Origin of the sequence: Nostoc spongiaeforme FACHB-130, assembly GCF_014698475.1 — a bacterium.
Lineage (GTDB): Bacteria > Cyanobacteriota > Cyanobacteriia > Cyanobacteriales > Nostocaceae > Nostoc_B > Nostoc_B spongiaeforme.
In genome coordinates this window covers 1-18,492 of sequence record NZ_JACJTB010000034.1, presented here as the reverse complement: position 1 = coordinate 18,492, position 18,492 = coordinate 1, and the positions used below count along the sequence as shown (strand labels likewise).

Here is an 18,492-nt window from a genome sequence, read left to right as displayed (position 1 = left end):
TTTGCCACTCACACCCTTTGTTTTAAACTGTATCTATGCAGTTACTTCTTCTGGCTGTTGCTTTGTTTGCAAGGATGCGTAAAGACGATTTAACGCATTAACATAAGCTTGCGCGGATGCAACTATGATGTCTGTGTTCGCTGCATGGCCAGAAAATACTCTTGATTCATAGCGCAGCCGAATTGTGACTTCGCCAATGGCATCAATACCAGCCGTGACTGACTGTACAGAAAATTCAATTAACTGATTAGGTACGTTGACAACGCGGTTAATTGCTTTGTAAACTGCATCAACTGGCCCAGTACCAATGGCGGCATCAGTTAATTCTTCGCCATCTGGGGTGCGGAGGGTGACTGTCGCTGTGGGACGAGCATTGCTACCGCAGGAAACTTGCACCAACTCTACTTTAAACAAATCGGGTGCTTGTTGAATTTCATCATTGACAATTGCTTCCAAGTCCCAATCAGAAATTTCTTTCTTTTTATCAGCAACTTCTTTAAAGCGTACAAATGCTTTGTTTAATTCGGTTTCGGATAATTCAAAGCCCAATTCTTTTAAGCGGGTGCGAAAAGCATTTCTGCCAGAATGTTTGCCCAAAACAATTTGATTGTCTGTTAAACCAATCAATTGGGCATCCATAATTTCGTAGGTCAGTTTATTTTTTAATACCCCATCTTGATGGATACCAGATTCGTGGGCAAAGGCATTTGCGCCAACAATTGCTTTATTGGGCTGTACTAACATTCCTGTCAAACTCGAAACTTGACGGGAAGTTTTGTAAATTTGGCGGGTGTCAATATTTGTTAATGGTTCTTCCGAATCAACGGGTCTACCTAAGAAGGGATTGAAATATTGACGACGGACATGCAGCGCCATAACTAATTCTTCTAAAGCGGCATTTCCGGCACGTTCACCAATACCATTAATGGTGCATTCTAATTGCCTTGCGCCATTTTTGACTGCTTCTAAAAAGTTAGCAACGGCTAAACCTAAGTCGTTATGACCATGAACGGAGATAATTGCTTGATCAATGTTGGGGACATTTTCTTTAATGCCCTTAATTAACGCACCAAATTCGCTGGGAGTTGTGTAACCTACAGTATCAGGAATATTAACTGTAGTTGCGCCAGATGCGATCGCCCGTTCTAATACTTGATACAAAAACTCTGGATCAGAACGTCCGGCATCTTCAGGAGAAAATTCCACATCATCAGTAAAAGTCTTAGCATAGGCGACCATTTCTTCCGCGATCGCCACTACTTCTGGTCGCGTTTTTTTCAATTTGTATTGCAAGTGAATATCAGAAGTTGCAATAAATGTATGAATTCGCCCCTTCGCTGCCCCTTTAATTGCTTCGGCTGCTGTTTTAATATCGTCGTGTCTGGCTCTAGCTAAACTACAAATAATTGGGCCATCTTCTGTCCCCACAGTTTGAGCAATTTTGCTAACTGCTTCAAAATCTCCTGGACTCGCAAAGGCAAAACCTGCTTCAATCACATCTACGCCTAAACGGGCTAGTTGTTTGGCGATCGCCAATTTTTCATCTATATTCAGTGTTGCACCTGGGCATTGTTCACCATCTCGGAGTGTCGTATCAAAAATGATAATTCGCTCTGGTTTATTCATCTTTTTGGTTTTTTGTTTAGGTGTAGTTCTTTTATTTTAAATATTTGTAACCTTAGTTGTTTCGCTCTAATTTTTGTAAATAATTATTGCTAAGGTACTTGACCATCTACTTTTTCTATTTGGTCTCTAATATCATTCAAATCTATATATCTGTCCGTAGCATTACGCAGCTCTCTGGCAATCATTCCTTCTGTAGATACTACTGTAATATGTGTATTTTTAGAACGTAATAGTTCAATAGCTCGTTCAAAATCACCATCGCCACTAAATAAAACTACTCGGTCGTACTGGTCTACAGTATTAAACATATCTACGACAATTTCTATATCTAAATTTGCTTTTTGGGAATAGCGACCGGAAGTATCATCATAGTATTCTTTGAGAATTTTCGTTCGGACTGTGTAGCCTAGACTGATGAGAGCATCTCGGAAACCTCGTTGATCTTGGGGGTCTTTTAAGCCCGTGTACCAAAAAGCATTAATTAAAGTCGTCTCTGATTGCTCATGTTTGAAATATTCTAATACTCGCCGAGGGTCAAAAAACCAGCCATTTTTTTGTTGAGCATAGAACATATTATTTCCGTCTACAAAAATAGACAGACGATTCATAGGGGAACCCATAAAAATTTACACCTAAAATATAGCAATGAATTTAGATTGAACAATAGATTATAGCAACTCTTAAATCATAAATTTGCTAGTAGCTGGGAACTAGTTCTCCATGTATAGCCTTTATCTTACCTCTTGCAAAGCATAAATTTGACGCAAACATCAACCCAAGCTGCTGGGTGTGGGATAGTTTAACCTCTAACACTATATAAATATGTCATACAATCAAAATCTACCAATAAAGCTGGCTGAGTAACAGCATTCTTAGTGATATAACTGTCAATTTTACTCCTAAAGAGGTAAGGTATATGTCTGAAAGGAGGATATTGGCTAATGCTCATATATACATACAGTTGAGTGAAGTAAAGTTATATGTTCAGGCAAATGTAAAAATGAGAGGTAACTGGGAACTCAAGGAGAGATTTCAAGTATATTAATCCACATATTGGTTTTATTGTTAATAAAATTAGGAACTTTTTGGCAAATATCACCTGGACACAATCAGTCTGAGTCATTTTAAATCAAGTTTCCTGGATCATATTTTGATGAGGTTCACATTGAGTCTTCACAGGTGAAAGTCCGGCTGCTATCCAATGCAGAATGTGAATATCCTGACAACAGGAGATTTTTAACTCAGGAGTGGAACCTCAGAAATAAACAATTAATTTTCGATCTCCAACTCCTTTATATCCTTACATGATGAAATAAAGTTTCAGCGACCAATTTGCCACAACCTCAGCCTGTACGGTAGGAATTGCCTGAGTTTGACTCCACTAAAAGAATCATCAATGCTCAAACTCCCTCAGCAAATAACTCAGACTGTCTTAGATTTGGAGGCATTTCCCATTTAGATTTGGCATATTATCCAGAGTCAGAGAAGATAGATTACAAATGTATAAGATTTTCATTTAAGTTTTATTTCAATATGTTTTTAGTAGAAACGAGACTAAATAAATCAAGTTGTCTGTAAACCAATTATTAACACGATATGGCAGAAGAACCTACATCTACCTTCAGCAAAAAAAATGTCTCTACTGCCAATACAGCTTCAGGCAAACCCACAAAAGTCACTTTGACAGCCTCACAGTCTAAACTTGTGGCTCGCTTAAGTCACTTTTTAGTGGCGGTATCTACCATTGGTTCAGCATTGCTGACTACTTCTGGTGTGGGCTGGGTGAATTTGATGGAGAGTCAGATATTTTCGGCGTTTTTTCAACTGCGGGGTACGATCGCACCACCAGCAGATATCGTGATTTTGGCAATTGACGACCAGTCAATTTCAGTTCCCGAACAGTACTATAATTCAGATCCAAAACAGTATGCCTACCTAGAACCACTGAAATCTTTTCCGTTTAAACGGGCTGCTTATGGACAAATTATCGAAAAATTAGTCAAAGCTGGGGCGCGAGCTGTGGCAGTGGATGTAGTATTTGACACACCCAGCAGCTATGGCAGTGAGGACGATCGCCAACTGCAAGCTGTCTTAAAAAAATATGGCAGCAAAGTGACTTTAGCCGCGCTGTATGAGAATTTTGAGAGCCATCAGGGGACTTTTACACAATTGACGCTACCCCAAGAGATGTTTCAAGTTGGTGGAGTGACAGTTGGTTCTGTAAATTTCCCCTTAGAAGCAGATGGCAAAGTACACAAATTAGCAAGCGAATTTCCTAAGCTGTTAGCAGCTAATGGAATGTTGGCAGAGAAAGCACCTTCCTTTGATGAAGCAGTTTTAGGCGCAGCCCAAATTAAATATCCCCAACCCAAAGGCGATCGCATTTATTTTTGGGGTTCAGCCGGAACATTTGAGCAAATTCCTCTGTGGTATGTTCTCGACCCACCAAATTGGAATAATTATTTGCAGCAAGGTAGAGTTTTTCAAGACAAAATTGTTTTGATTGGCTCTACAGATAAACTCAACAATGATTATCATCCAGTAGCGGCGGTGAATCCCCCCCAGAGAATGGCGGGAGTCGAAATTCATGCCAATGCGATCGCCACTTTAATGCAGAATAAAGCGATCGCCCCAGCAATTTCTAGTTCAACATTGCAAGGATTGTTTGTGCTGGTTTTAGTTGGGGCTACCGTTTACATCGCCAATAGAACCAAGAGCAATATTAAACGCTTTGTGATAAGTTTAGCCGCAGCTAGTATTTGGGGAGGAATTAGCTATGTGTGCTTTATACATGGTCAGTTAATTTTTCCCACTGCCATCCCAATGATAGCGATCGCTTTCAACGGATTGTCTTATCTGGGAATAGAAGTTGCTAGAGAAAAATTGCGAACCCGTCAATTAGTCACAATCTTTCAGAAATATAAAACATCTCCCGTTGTTCAAGAAATTATCAGCCAACAAAATGACCTGCAAGACTTACTCAATCAAAGAGATTTAGCTGTATCGGGTAGAATCCTCGCCGGACGCTACAAAATTGTCAAAGTTCTTGGTTCTGGTGGATTTAGCGAAACCTACATCGCTGAAGATATGCACCGTCCTGGTTATCCACGCTGTGTAGTCAAGCAATTAAAACCAGCCAACACCCAAGCAAAAAGTTTAGAACTTGCCAGACGTTTATTTCATTCCGAAGCCGCAACTCTCGAAAAATTGGGGACTCATCCGCAAATTCCCCAACTTTTGGCTTATTTTGAACAAGACGATGAGTTTTATTTAGTTCAGGAATATGTCATAGGTCATTCCTTGATTAAAGAACTACCATCCGGTCAAGGTTTAAGAGAAACTCAAGTCAGAGAAATTATCAAAGAACTATTACAAATCTTAGTTTTTGTTCACGAAAACGGAGTGATTCATCGAGATATTAAACCCAGTAATATCATGCGCCGCCAAACAGATAATAAACTCGTCTTAATAGACTTTGGTGCTGTCAAAGAAGTCTCAGTTCCACAACTAGAAAATTCCGAACAAGCCCCTTTTACAATTGGTATTGGGACAAGAGGCTATGCACCTAGCGAACAATGTTTTGGTCGTCCGCAATATAGTAGTGATATTTATGCGATCGGGATGATTGGGATTCGCGCATTAACGGGAATTGCCCCCCATGAAATGAATAGAAATGAGGATGGCGAATGGCAATGGAAAAATCAGGCAATTGTCAGTGACGACTTCGCTGCGATTTTGGATAAAATGGTACTTGATGATTTTAAACAACGCTATCAATCAGCCAAAGAAGTATTAGTGATGCTGGATAAATTTGCAATTTTCCCCGATACAAATATTGTGCTGCAAAATGACGATTCAAACTTGCCTACTATACCTTGGTTGGGAGATTGAGTAGGAAATTTGTAATGTAAACAGGACTTACGCAAAGGACACGGAAAATCGAACCACAGAGACGCAGAGTTCACGGAGGAAGAAAGTTTGAGAGGTTTTTTACGTAAGTCCTAATAAATCTTGAATCAATACTAGCGATCGCACGTCTATGCAGCAATGATATTTTGGAAAAACTTGAGCCGATTCATCCACCCATACCAATTGTCAATTAGCATTTTGTGGTTAAATGGAAAAATTTGGGCTTCTCTGTGTGGCAAAGCTACAACAATCAGACCGTGATGTATCTTGCATTGAAAGAGGCGATCGCTATAATATCTATTTACTGCACCAGTGTAAGCAGCTAACTGTAAAGGCTTACCATAAAGCCGATCAATATTACCTTTTGCTTCCTCGGCTGTCGTCCATTCAATTGTATGCGGAACACCTTGATAACGCGCCACTAAATCAACCTTTCCTGCGTAACATTCAACATAGTTAGGTACAACTTGCTCAACTAATTGAATATCGTCAATTTCTTTTAGCATAGATTGAACACTATCCCAGTAAGGCTGAATAAAACTGTTTTCCGGTTTGGGTGAATAGCCTTGCAGATGTTCTTTAGTCAACTTATGCAAAGCATTTCCTCGACTGCGACTGTTTGCAGCAATTCGATTTGCTTGTGTTTCGCCAACTTTTTTACGCCATTGAGAGAGGGCTTTTAGAGATTCTGGCGACTGGGTGGCTTTTAAAACTGTAGTGACAGCAGGAAGAAGAATACCGTTATCACCTTGATAGTAGCATTGCCCGTTGATGTAGATGGATTTCATAAGTTGTGGCGTGTGAATTACTACATCAAATTTTGCGTTACTCTAATACACAAGTAATACACATACTGTGAGTCTTTGCGAATATATCAAGTACACAGATGTGTACTGTGGTTGTGATGAACTGAGAGTTATGAATCAACAACATTTCAATGCAGTATTTAATCGCTTAACACCAAGGCGGCGAGAGGTACTGCTAAAACTACTAGCTAATGAAAAAGATGAAGCGATCGCCAAATCTCTGAACATAGAACCAGCAACCGTGAGACAGCATGTTGGTAAAATTTGTAGAAAATTTGGTTTAAGGAATGAATTTCCAGATCAACGCCAATCTAAGCGACCCGAATTAATTGCTTTATTTGCTAAGTACAAACCTGAGTTATTAAATCAAAATACTTCAGAATTCTCACAAACTGAAAATTTCATTAAAGGTAAAACAATATCTGAAAATCATGATTTTTTAGGGCGTGAAGATGCGATCTCAGACCTTAATAAACTAGTTAATGAAGGCGCAAAAGTTATCCTCATTCAAGCAGAGGGTGGTGTAGGTAAAACCACCTTAGCTAGAAAATGGTTTGAGAGTCAAGGTTTAGAGTATTTAGAATTACGAGTAGGAACCACGCCTCAAAACCTCAACTCTGTAGAAAATTGGGTAAAAATCAAACTAAGAGACTATTTTAAAGAGAATCCAGAACAAAATTTTATGGCTATGCTGGAGCAACTTCAAAGAAAGCTTCAAACTGAAAAAATTGGTGTGTTAATTGATAATCTTGAACCTGTTTTAATAAATGGACAGTTTATAGATACACATCAGAGTTACTATGTAGAACTATTAACATTACTATCTCATACAAATGTGAATTCGATTACCTTGATTACAAGTCGTGAAGCACTTTATGAATATACACGAATTAAAACTTATAAGTTGGCAGTTCTCAAACAAGAAGCATGGCAACAATATTTTGAAAGCCATAAAATTACTATAGATGTTGATTGTCTCTGTGAAATATACCAAGCATATGGTGGTAATGCTGAATTTATGTACATACTCAGTGGTGATATTGTCACAGCTTCAAAAGGAAATTTAAAAGCTTACTGGCAGAATAACCGAAATGATTTATTAAAACATCGAGGATTAAAATTACTAATTGAGCGTCAGTTTATTAAACTCAAAAAAGATAACTTACAGGCTTATAAACTTCTCTGCCGTTTTGGGTATTACCCTAATCATGATATTACAACACCAGAAATATGGTTATTGTGTTTACTGTGGGATGTACCAAAAAATAGGCGACAACTGATCATAAGGGATTTATGCGATCGCTCATTGATAAAATACACTGATAACCAATATTACCTTCATCCTGCAATTCTAAACTTAGCTATAGAAAACTATAATTTAATAACTGATAGTCCTCATATAGATTTATATAATATTAAACAAGATATTGATTCTATAATACCTAGAGAAGATGAGTTTATATCATTCTTTGAATGGATGAAACAAAAATCATCTTCTGTTATATCTGGGTTTAAAAAGTCAGCAGTTCGAGCATTTTACTTTTATTTAGGTATTACTATTAATGATATAGTATCTCATTTATGTCCTAATCCAGTTATAGCTTTTTTTGAGGAAGATTTTAATCCTGAAATAGCCTATGCTTTGGGTTTAGACTTAACAAGAGAACCATACGATAATAATGATATTTATCTTGATTTTGAGTTAGCCTGCTCTTTTGGTGATTCTCCTAAAAAGCCAGATATCGATTACTCTAATCTAGAACCAGAATTTTTTACTTTACTTAAAGAAATGGAAAGGTACATTCTTGATTACAATGGTACTATGGATTTTTTATATGGAGGCAATGCAGTATATTGGGAGGATGAGTGGGCAAATAAAATTAAAGCTTTAGATGAACAGTTAAGGTTAACGTTAGTTAAATATCGCAATATTGGTCATATATGGAAGTTTAACCATCAGCAAAGAGAACTAATACAGCAATATTATGACGCTAATAAGTTACTAGTTTATTGTCTAAAAAATGCTTCCCAAGAAGTGCGATCGCATATCGAAGACACACTATTATTGCCCATCGCTGAAATTGAAAAAAGAAAACTCAGTGAGTGATTATATATTAATAATTTGGGCAGAAATATTAATTAACCCACCGCATAATCAGTAAACTGACGCATATAAGGCGAGTGAAAACCTAAAACAATATCCTGCTTTGGTACACCCAACTCTACTAAATCAGCAGCAATATCATCTTCTGTACCATTCCATTGCAGCCAAATCTTTTCATTCTTAATATCTAAATGTATGACTGGGCCATAAACTCGCTTTCCTTTATCCCAGCCAACATATATGAGTTGATAATGGTCGTGTATAGTATCAAAGATTGTTTGCATTTCTAACTCATCATCTTTATTATTCGATGTTCGACGTTTAGCATATTCTCTCAATACATGTTGAACATATTCTCGATATTCTTCTAGCTTTGCCATTTGAAAATCTCCTCTTTAGTTGGCTCAAAGATGAGTAGATTGATTTGACTACGTTGAATTACTGTTTGAATAAATCTTGTAGTAAAAAATTCCTCATAAGTTATTGCCGGAACTGCTAAATATAAAATACGCTCAGGCTGATATTCTTCTAAAGCATAGCGATAATTAATAAATTGCCCAATTGCTAAATGAAAGTCTGACAAAGTTGAAGGACTTAAAAAACTTTTCACTTCAACAGCAATTTTTTGACTGTCTCTGTTAGCCATAATCAATTTTTCCGCAGCTATATCAATAAACATATTAGTGAGCCGTTCAACTGGAATAGTTAACGGCTCATCTGTAATTCTCCAGCCATCTTTTTGAAGAGCTATTTTAACTGCATCGTGAAATCTATCTTTCGCTGACATCCCATGCCACTTGTCGCTTTTAAGGGTATTTTAGCAAATACCTATAATGATAATATTCAATTCCACAAAAACGATAAAGGCGGGTGCGGGGATCGAACCCGCTAGTCCCCGGAGATGGTGGAGACGTTAACCGATAACCCTAAATTCTTCGTCCCAAAGGGCAAGTTGTGAACAAGGGATAACCCGCCAAGAAGTGTGAAGTATGAAGTATAAAATTTCGTACTTCATACTTCACAATTTTTACAACTCACCTGTCGCTAACATTTGGATGATGCGAGGTGTACCAGGGTCGAATCCTGCTAAGTCCCAAGACAGTGGATCTTGGGGATCTACCAAGGTGATGCGGTATGGTGTCAAGGTGACATATACAGCCTTCACATTTGGATTGATTTTTTTGCGGTACTCCTTCAAGGCTTGGCTAGGATGCTTGTAACCAGCCCAGCTTTCTGAGTCAGTCCAAAAGCAGACTACATCGGCTTTGAACTTATTTTTAATCATCCAGTCGTAAGCTACAGAGGCATCTGTACCGCCGAAGTTTTGATTGCTGGCTTTACGCACCGCAGAACTAAAGCTATCTTTGGCTGTGATATTTAATTCTCGGAATTCGTTAGCAAAGCCGCGAATCATATAGTTTTTCTCGGCTTTGGCTGTTACCAGTGCCATTGTGGTGGCAATTTCACAGCAACTTAGTCCCATGTCTGCAACTAAGCTACCCATCGAACCGGAAACGTCTACGGCGTGCATGAAAACTTTGCCTGTAGGTTCCACCACATCAAAAGACAACTCAACGGCTTTTTCTAAGATGTCTACGATGCGAGGAACGGGAGTCCAAGTTTTCTTACTGCGTCCTAGTCTTCCCCCAGACTCGTAAGTTTTGAGGGCTTTCAAAACATCGATTGGATGAATGCGACCTTTACGCAGATGTTCTTGATTGTTGAGAACTGCTTCCACACGCTCTAAGTTGGCAGTTTCGTCAGCACGTAATACGCCCAGTTCTGTGAGTGAACCGAGATTTCGCAGCATTGCACCGATGGGCATTTCTTGGAATAGCAACTGCCAAGCAGCTTTGTCCATATTGCCCACTGGTGCAGCCATTTCGTGGGTTAAGCGTCCTTGCAAAATGGCTTCGTGGGTTTGCCCAGGGTTGCGCTTCAGCCATTCATACCACCAAATCTGCGCCAAAGCTTGTGAAGGTATCTCTGTTGGTAATTCCTCCCAACCTCTGACAACCCATTCAAATAATTGACGGTGGTTTTCTGTAGGTGGTTTGACGTGGAATAACCGCAAAGCATCGCGGTGGGTGAAGCCTTGGCGTTGTTGATATTTCAAGAGTTGATAAGCCAAACCTTTGACATCTTCTCTTGATAGCCAAGTTTTACCTGCTTCGCGCACAACTTTACCAAAGCCCCGCAGAGATTTGGTGTAGTTCAGCCATTCGTAGAAGTGGCTACCTGTACGAATAACTTGAGGGAAGATTTCAGCAAAGGCTTGTTTGGCTTCTTTTGTTTCACCCATTGATAGCAAGACTAAAGCCAGGATAGGTGCGCTGTTATTGATAGCCCGTCCATCGCTGGCATAGATAATTTCTTCTGCAACATGGCTGGGATTTTCGGCGACGGCTTGGTTGACAACCGCTACAAAATCTTCAGTTAATTCTTGTTTTCCAGCGTAGTAGGTGCTTTGGGCTGTCCCAACTAACAGACAGCGCCGTAGCATCTTCCATAAGCCAGCATCAAACATCCAACCACCAGAACGTCCTTGAATCATCTCGGCTTCCCGTCCGGGGATAGGCTGAGTTTGTGGCGTGCTGGTTTTATTTCTGGTGAAGAAGTTGTAGTTCATGGTTTCATCTCCCAGCCCTTGCGGGCAAAAATGAAAGGTGGCAGGGCAGGACTCGAACCTGCGACATCCCGCGTGGAAGGCGATAACCCTCATTCTTCGGCCTTTGCAGGCAAGGGGTGAATAAGGATGTTTAGGCGCTCTACCGACTGAGCTACCTGCCACATAAGAATTGTTTTTTACTCAGCACTCATAACTCAGCACTTTGTTGGAGTGTAGCGGAGCAGGATTTGAACCTGCGACCTCTCGAACCCTAATCGATAACCCTCAATTCTTCGGCCTTTGCAGGCAAGGAGTGAATAAGGGTAAAGCACTCTACCACTGAGCTACCCGCCACAGAAAAATTTTAGATTTTGGATTAAATATCAAATTAGGTTTGGTGTGGCAGGGTAGGAATCGAACCTACAACCCTCCCGATTATGAGTCGATAACCCTCATTCTTCGGCCTTTGCAAGCAAGGAGTGAACAAAGATGTTTTTGGCGCTCTACCATTGAGCTACCTGCCACATAAGAATTGTTTTTTACTCAGCACTCATAACTCAGCACTTTGTTGGGTGTAGCGGAGCAGGATTTTCACCTGCACCTCCAGAATTTTTTCTCAAGGATGTTTTAAGTTATTTGCGATAACCCTTGATGTGTCGGCCTTTGCAGGCAAGGTGGGCGCTCTGGTATTTGAGCTATCCGCTACAGTTTTTGGCTAACTCCTTTGGGAAAATCAGCTTGTAGTATTAATGTAATATATGTAGTTTTAAACGTCAATAGGTTGAGGCAATGATAGATAAATTTTTTCAAAGCAAGGGGGCGCTGAGGTTTGTTGAATAGAGGATAAAATATTTCTTAATGTTTATGTAAAGATTTTTTTTGCCGAGTTTTTTGTCTGGCAAAAATTTTTTGCCAATTTTTGCCGAAAATTTGGGTTGTTTGGGTTTTAGGTGATGCAAATGAGCGATCGCACACCTGGTTTTTTCCGTAATTTTGCCAAAAGATACAAAAACCAGTCCAAATTTTTGCCAATATAATATATTATTTCCCAAAAAAATTCGCTTGGCAAAAATCGGCATGAGTGAAAAAACAATGGAAAGTGGCGGGAAGGGTTTTCTCGTTCTACTTTTGCCAATATCGTTTTTAATAATTTTCCTGGTTTCTACCTGGAGATTTTTGCTGGCGCTGGTTGTTTTGATTATTGGTTTCAATATCTGGCAACAATATCAATGGCAACAATGGTGTCAGCGAGTTAACCCGGTTTTCCATCAGTTAGTTCGGGAAAACCAGGGCAAAATTACACCAATGGACTTGGCAATGCGGGGTAGTTTTCCTGGCCCGACAGCAAAACGCTACCTGGATGGCAAAGCTTCAGAGTTTGGTGCAAGTATAGTCAATGCTGGTTCAGGCAATGAAGTTTATTACTTTATTACTGCCAGTATTTTGGGTAATATTCTTGACAGTAGCGAGCCTGTCAAAACTTTGTCTGCTCAACCTGTAACAACGGCTGCGCGATCGCTTTTAGCACCGCCAGCAACTCAAACACTATTAGCAGAACCAGAAGTTGAATTAGCAGCGCCAGTAACTCATACAGAAGTCAAACCCAATTTAGCAAAACAGTTAGTTTTCGGTTCACTAATTCAATCGGAATTAGCGAAACGGTTGAATGTTTATTCCAGCACTGTCTACAAACGGCGTAATGATCCAGATTTTCCCGAATGGACTCGCAGCCGTGATCCTGATGGTATTGCTTGGAGTTTCTCGGAAAAAACAAAAGAGTTCTTTCCCATAGAAGAATCATGAATGATTAAGGTGAAATCTGAACAGGAGTCAGAATCCAGAATCCAGAATCTGACTTCTGCATTCTTCACCGTTCACACTTTTAATCCGATCGCTTCGGTGATCGAGTTTAATTTATTCTGCTCTAACTTGGTCAGCAAACCATTCAAAATTCGGCGCACCATCAAGGGGCCTTCATAAATCCAGCCTGTATAAACTTGAATGAGGCTGGCTCCCGCAGTGATTTTTTCCCAAGCGTCTTCTGCGGAAAATATGCCACCAACCCCGATAATGGGAATTTGCCCTTGGGTTTGCTGCCAAATAAACTTGATGATTTCTGTGGAGCGATCGCGCAATGGCGCACCACTAATTCCACCAGCTTCATCTTGCGGGGGTTTCCCAGTTGGGTGAATTAGCTGGGTTTTCAAGCCATCACGGCTGATGGTGGTGTTTGTGGCAATAATTCCTGCTAATTGGTAGGTTTTAGCCAAGCCAATAATGTCGGCGATCGCTTCCCATTCTAAATCAGGTGCTATCTTGACAAATATTGGTTTATGTGTATTGTTTTCTTTTTGTAGTACGTCCAAGATTGAACTGAGCATAGCGGCATCTTGGAGCGATCGCAATCCTGGTGTATTGGGTGAAGAGACATTCACCACAAAATAATCGCCTAATTCTTTGAGTAAGCGGAAACTGTTGAGGTAGTCTGCGGCGGCTGCTTCTAACGGGGTGATTTTCGATTTACCTAAATTTATGCCGATGGGTATTGTATGAATCAAATCTTTTTGTGCTGCTAACCTAGCGGACATCACTGCTGCACCTTGATTATTAAAACCCATCCGGTTAAGAACCGCTTGATCTAAAGGTAAACGAAATAACCTTGGTTGGGGATTTCCTGGCTGGGGGTGAAAAGTGACAGTTCCCAACTCAGCGAAGCCAAAACCAAAGTTAGACCAAATTTTTGCCCCTACCCCATCCTTATCAAAACCGGCTGCTAAACCCAAGGGGTTGGGGAAATTTAGCCCAAATAAATTTTGTTCCAGACGGCGATCGCACAGACACAAAGACTGCTGTAAAGTTTGATTGACTAAACTAGCAGGAGCATGATGATTTTGCGATAACCAATCTAGACTGCGGATAGCCTGCTTATGTAACCACTCTGCATCTGTTTTCAGCAGGTTGAACAGTAGGGGACGAAGAGCAATTTGGTAAATATCCATGTGAAGACGGGAATAGGGGAATTGGGAGTGGGCAATGGGGCTAGATAGGAAAACTTTATCTATGAGTTTTCCCCCTTTCCCCCTGCCCCCTGCCCCCTTGCAGTCTTCATGATAAGTCTTTCACTGAACATGATTAACTTGGGTTGCTTTTCTGGGCATCTTATATATTAAAGAGCGATGTCAACTAAAAATCCAATGGGGCAGCCACAAAGACCGATAGCAGCTGAACATACAATCATTGCTTTGGGACGTGTCCTCCAAACGCTGAGGGAAGAGGATAATGTTGATGTTCTGATTGATACTACTATTGCTTATATTCAAGAGCAGTTCGACTACAACTTGGTTTGGATTGCTTTATATGACTTACCAAAACATACATTAGTTGGTAAAGGTGGGGTTGCGCCTGATGGTGACACTAAATTTTTACGCAAACAAGTGACACTCACTCCTGGCGGACTTTTAGAACAAGTAGTCATTGAACAGCGTCCCTTGGGTGTTGCTGATTTGCGGTTGGAACCTCGTGCAGCCGAATGGCAAGAAATTGGTAAAAAATTTAATATTCAGGGAACGATTGTTTTACCTATTCGCTATCGAGACCGTTTTTTAGGTTTATTATTGTTTGGTTCGGAACGTTGGGGATATTTGTTACCAGGTGATGCCAAAGCTCGTTTATTAATGGTGTTGGGCGAACTGGGAGCAGTACTTTATCAACAAGAATTGAATTTACAGCAACAGCAAACAAAGCATCTTGATCAGCCAATTTTACAATTATTAGAAAATTTACGCACTCTCAATAATATAGACCAAAAGCTGAAAGCCGTTGTTCAAACAACACATCAGTTTGTTGCGCCTAGCCGGACAAATATTTACTGGTTTGAGCGCCAAGGGCGTTATTTTTGGTGTCGGATGAGTAATCAACTGGCTAATATCGGCAGGAATAACAGCCTACAGCAACTAGCGGCGGGGATGACAGTCCAGGATTTAAGTGAATTTTATTATGCTTTGTCGGTGAATCAAATTGTTTTGATTGGTGATGAGCGCAGTTCTTTAAAAAGTCATTTTACTGCCAAAGTATTGGAACGTTTACAGGTGCGATCGCTGTTAGCCGCACCTATCCTGTGGCAAAAAGAACTATTGGGTTTTCTGGCGGTAGAAGCCAATGAACCGCGCATTTGGACAGAAGCAGACAAAAACTTTGTTCAAAGTGCAGCAGGGTTAATTTCTTTAGTTGCGCCTAGCGAAACTATGGATACGACTATCAAGCAAATTCAAGAAGATGCCCAATTAACTAGCCAAGTTGCCCAAGCGATTTATCACGAAGAGGACTTACAAGTAACTTTACGCGATTGTGCTACTAAAGTTTTAACGCGCTTTGCCGCTACTCGCTTTTTACTCTTACAGTACAATCCTGACCTAAATAGTTATCAAATTATTTTTCAAACCCAACCCCAAAATCGTCGTCCACTAACAGTTAACTTCAATACGCTCAAAGATATGGATGAGCAGATGTTGAAGTCCGCCACCACATCTGTAGAGGTGCAGAAAGTAGAAGAAGATTTGCGGTTTTTTAACTGGCGACCTTTGTTATTAGAACATGGAATGCGATCGCTGTTGGTTTGTAACTGCGCTCAAGATCATACACCCAATGCCCTGTTAGTGATTGCCCACGAAACAAATCGGGGTTGGGCAAGCTTAGACAAAGAATTATTGTGGGCTGTCAGTCAACAAATTGGCGTAATTGTCCGCCAGTGGCAATTAAATGCTGAAGTGGAACAACAGCAAAAAATTCTCCATAGTCTTCAGCGATGCTTACGTATTTTGGAAAAAACCCAAAATGATACAACTGAATCGGGTGCAAAACGTCTAGAACGCACCGCCATAGAACAAATAGCCACTGTTCTCCATTCTCCGTTAGCAGTGTTGTTATCTTGGTCGCCGGGAGATAACTTTGCCGAAATTATTCCGAGTGTGATTCATGATAATCGATTTGCGGTTGTAACTGATCAACCAATTCCCATTCACACTGAAGTAATAATTCAGTGGGCATTAGCCAAAGATGATTATGTGTGTGTGTATGCTGATGATTTACCACCAGAAACCAGAAAATGGTTAAATGGACAAAACATTGGTCAAGTTTTAGCGATCGCACTCCGTACTAGTCCTGATTATGCACCCACAGGTGTAGTGTTAGTTGCCGATTACCGAGAACGCTATTGGACAGAACAAAGCCTGAATGCTACAGAAACTTTGGTAACACAATTAGCATGGTCGCGTCGTCAACAACAAGTTACCAAATTGCTGGAGTCATCAAACCAAGAATTGCGCCAACTCAACTGGTACAAACATCGTCGCCTAGAAGAAATTCAACGCACTGCCACACAGTTATTCAGCCAAATTGAAGACTTGGGTATTCCCAGTAATGAACTGACACAGACACGTTATAAACTCTTACTCCGGCAATTAGACCATAACACCGCAGCCATGACTGGACTAGTTAAACTAGAGCAATGGCAATTGTATCAGAGTTCCGAAACCATGCCCATAGCCAGTTTGTTGAAGCGATCGCTCGAACGAGTGGATAATTTACTCAAACAACGTAAACTCTGGGCAGGAGTACATGGTTTAGGACAATCAGCGACAGATACAGATTCCGGTAATAGTGGAATCTTCCTCAAAGGATTACAATCTTCCAGTTATCCCTCATCCTTAGCAATTACAGGCGATATCGTTAAATTTGAATTAGTACTATATGAATTATTGCTTGTCGCTTGTAACCGTTCTCAAAGTGGCGGCAGAATTGATATTTGGTGTCGTCGCTTAGAAGAAAAATTGCTAGAAATATCAATTACAGATCATGGAATGATTGAACCGCCTTTGTTAGCAGCACTACAAAATCAGATACCCAAAGATATACTAGCCAGTTCTTACCTCAACCAACCACCAGCTTTACACCTGCTAATTTGTCAACAACTCACACAACAGTTGGGCGGAACCCTAGATTTTTATCAGTTACCAGATCATCGGGTAGTTAGTCGTTTAGTGTTACCTTTAGCTGATTGAAAAAGGAAAGAGTGAAAGAGTATACCTGAATTTCTCACGTATGGGTAGCGGTGGGAGGTGTGGGGAGTGTGGGGAGAGAGGGGAGAGAGGGGAGAGAGGGGAGAGAGGGGAGTGTGGGGGGGAAAGATTTCTTTACCATCCTCCCACACCTCCCACACCTCCCACCCTTCCCACACCCTTCTTAACAAACAACCTTTGTACATCAGCCTTCTTCCAGCTCTACGTTAAATTTAAATGAATACAAGCTGGATGGGTTTAAGATGACTGTAAAAACAAAGCATCAATTTTCATTTGAGTGGCAGCAAAAGCGTTATGCGATCGCTTACGATACAGTCGGTCAGGGTAAACCTGTATTGCTGTTACCTGCTTTTAGTACGGTTTCTAGTCGTGCAGAAATGCAAGGAATTGCCGAGAGAATTGCCCACCGCTACCAAGCAGTGACACTCGATTGGTTGGGATTTGGTGAATCTGAACGTCCTGCTTTAGACTATCAACCTGCGCTGTTACAGCAAATGCTTCTGGCGTTTGTCCAACAAACTTTCTCTGAACCAGTGGCGATAATTGCGGCTGGTCATACGGCTGGCTATGCCTTGCAACTGGCTCAACAACAACCCCAGACTTGCTCTTGCATGATTTTAGTCGCACCTACCTGGCGTGGCCCCCTACCAACAATGGGCGTACCCAAGCCACTAGCAACGGCAGTCCGACAATTAGTCAGATTTCCGGTGATTGGTCAAGGACTTTATCAAGCAAATACAACCAAGGGCTTTCTGCGGCTGATGTATCGTAGGCATGTTTATGCAGATAAGTCAAACCTCACGCCAGAGTTTATTGAGCAGAAACAGCAAATTACTCGACAACCAGGGGCGCGATTTGCCCCAGCGGCCTTTGTTACAGGTGGACTTGATCCAGTTAGCGATCGCCAAGAATTTCTTACACTACTGCAATCTTCACTTGCACCCGTGCTGTTAATTTTAGCAGAACAAGCCCCTCCCTATTCCAAACAAGAAATGACCGCAATGGCCGCAATTCCAGAAATTCAATCATTAACTCTTCCTGGCACATTAGGAATGTCTGAAGAGTATGCAGGCGAAATTGCAGAAGCCATATTGCCCTTTTTAGATACAAATATCCCGCATAATTCAGGAGTTAGAAGTTAGAATTTAGTTTAAAAATACTCTGTGTTGCTGAATCGAGGTATGAGTTTCAAGGTAGAGACGTTTCATGAAACGTCTCTAAGTAAGCCTGTAGAAATAAACTAAACTATACGCCTTATGTGAATGAAGCCAGAGGATGCTGTTCAAAAGTAAGCACATCAATACCAAAACGCTGACGCAGAAAAAGGCGTAGAGTATGACTGGTGATTTTAGCGGCAACATG

At 40.7% G+C, this 18,492-nt stretch carries 13 protein-coding genes, 3 tRNA genes and 1 pseudogene; 5 read left to right on the top strand and 12 right to left on the bottom strand.

From position 1 onward, the window contains the following. Nucleotides 1-33: 33 nt before the first annotated feature. Nucleotides 34-1,626: a 2-isopropylmalate synthase gene (locus tag H6G74_RS21515; RefSeq protein ID WP_190969610.1), complete on the bottom strand. Its 1,593-nt coding sequence runs from the start codon at nucleotides 1,624-1,626 to the stop codon at nucleotides 34-36. Nucleotides 1,627-1,715: 89 nt separating this feature from the next. Further along, nucleotides 1,716-2,246: a LabA-like NYN domain-containing protein gene (locus H6G74_RS21510; protein WP_015114631.1), complete on the bottom strand. Its 531-nt coding sequence runs from the start codon at nucleotides 2,244-2,246 to the stop codon at nucleotides 1,716-1,718. Nucleotides 2,247-3,222: 976 nt separating this feature from the next. On the opposite strand from H6G74_RS21510, the gene H6G74_RS21505 reads away from it, so the two are divergent. After that, complete coding sequence (locus H6G74_RS21505; RefSeq protein WP_190969609.1) at nucleotides 3,223-5,517, top strand: CHASE2 domain-containing serine/threonine-protein kinase; 2,295 nt, start codon at nucleotides 3,223-3,225, stop codon at nucleotides 5,515-5,517. 146 nt (nucleotides 5,518-5,663) lie between these two features. On the opposite strand, the gene H6G74_RS21500 is transcribed toward H6G74_RS21505, so the two are convergent. Further along, nucleotides 5,664-6,323: an exonuclease gene (locus H6G74_RS21500; protein ID WP_190969608.1), complete on the bottom strand. Its 660-nt coding sequence runs from the start codon at nucleotides 6,321-6,323 to the stop codon at nucleotides 5,664-5,666. Between the two features lie 130 nt (nucleotides 6,324-6,453). On the opposite strand from H6G74_RS21500, the gene H6G74_RS21495 reads away from it, so the two are divergent. Beyond that, entirely contained in the window at nucleotides 6,454-8,448 is a 1,995-nt protein-coding gene (locus tag H6G74_RS21495; protein WP_190969607.1) for a helix-turn-helix transcriptional regulator, read from the top strand. A gap of 32 nt (nucleotides 8,449-8,480) precedes the next feature. Here H6G74_RS21495 and H6G74_RS21490 read toward each other — a convergent pair whose 3' ends face one another. From H6G74_RS21490 to H6G74_RS21460, 7 genes are all read right to left on the bottom strand, one after another. Beyond that, nucleotides 8,481-8,825, bottom strand: a complete 345-nt coding sequence (locus tag H6G74_RS21490; RefSeq protein ID WP_190969606.1) for a XisI protein — start codon at nucleotides 8,823-8,825, stop codon at nucleotides 8,481-8,483. Further along, the gene (locus tag H6G74_RS21485) at nucleotides 8,813-9,232 is read right to left on the bottom strand and encodes a XisH family protein (RefSeq protein ID WP_190969605.1); all 420 of its coding nucleotides are present in this window, start codon (nucleotides 9,230-9,232) and stop codon (nucleotides 8,813-8,815) included. The genes H6G74_RS21490 and H6G74_RS21485 overlap by 13 nt, the downstream gene beginning before the upstream one ends. 240 nt (nucleotides 9,233-9,472) lie before the next feature. Further along, on the bottom strand, nucleotides 9,473-11,074 hold the full coding sequence (locus H6G74_RS21480) for a TROVE domain-containing protein (RefSeq protein WP_190969604.1): 1,602 nt from the start codon (nucleotides 11,072-11,074) through the stop codon (nucleotides 9,473-9,475). 37 nt (nucleotides 11,075-11,111) lie between these two features. Continuing rightward, nucleotides 11,112-11,235: transfer RNA gene (locus H6G74_RS21475), tRNA-OTHER, on the bottom strand. A gap of 50 nt (nucleotides 11,236-11,285) precedes the next feature. Then, a tRNA-OTHER gene (locus H6G74_RS21470) sits at nucleotides 11,286-11,408 on the bottom strand. A gap of 40 nt (nucleotides 11,409-11,448) precedes the next feature. After that, nucleotides 11,449-11,578, bottom strand: a tRNA-Met gene (locus tag H6G74_RS21465). A gap of 330 nt (nucleotides 11,579-11,908) precedes the next feature. Continuing rightward, nucleotides 11,909-12,085 (bottom strand): hypothetical protein, encoded by a 177-nt coding sequence (locus H6G74_RS21460; protein WP_190969603.1) that lies wholly within the window; start codon nucleotides 12,083-12,085, stop codon nucleotides 11,909-11,911. Nucleotides 12,086-12,130: 45 nt separating this feature from the next. On the opposite strand from H6G74_RS21460, the gene H6G74_RS21455 reads away from it, so the two are divergent. Beyond that, on the top strand, nucleotides 12,131-12,856 hold the full coding sequence (locus H6G74_RS21455; RefSeq protein ID WP_190969602.1) for a hypothetical protein: 726 nt from the start codon (nucleotides 12,131-12,133) through the stop codon (nucleotides 12,854-12,856). Nucleotides 12,857-12,927: 71 nt separating this feature from the next. Here H6G74_RS21455 and H6G74_RS21450 read toward each other — a convergent pair whose 3' ends face one another. After that, nucleotides 12,928-14,052 carry a quinone-dependent dihydroorotate dehydrogenase gene (locus H6G74_RS21450; RefSeq protein ID WP_190969601.1) on the bottom strand — a complete coding sequence of 375 codons (1,125 nt, stop codon included), beginning with the start codon at nucleotides 14,050-14,052 and terminating at the stop codon, nucleotides 12,928-12,930. A gap of 195 nt (nucleotides 14,053-14,247) precedes the next feature. On the opposite strand from H6G74_RS21450, the gene H6G74_RS21445 reads away from it, so the two are divergent. Both H6G74_RS21445 and H6G74_RS21440 read left to right on the top strand, forming a co-directional pair. Continuing rightward, entirely contained in the window at nucleotides 14,248-17,112 is a 2,865-nt protein-coding gene (locus H6G74_RS21445; protein ID WP_190969653.1) for a sensor histidine kinase, read from the top strand. A 260-nt stretch (nucleotides 17,113-17,372) separates the two neighbouring features. Continuing rightward, nucleotides 17,373-18,272 carry an alpha/beta hydrolase gene (locus H6G74_RS21440; protein ID WP_190969600.1) on the top strand — a complete coding sequence of 300 codons (900 nt, stop codon included), beginning with the start codon at nucleotides 17,373-17,375 and terminating at the stop codon, nucleotides 18,270-18,272. A gap of 112 nt (nucleotides 18,273-18,384) precedes the next feature. On the opposite strand, the pseudogene H6G74_RS31930 reads toward H6G74_RS21440, so the two are convergent. After that, nucleotides 18,385-18,492 (bottom strand): annotated as a pseudogene (locus H6G74_RS31930) (IS982 family transposase); the annotation flags it as partial.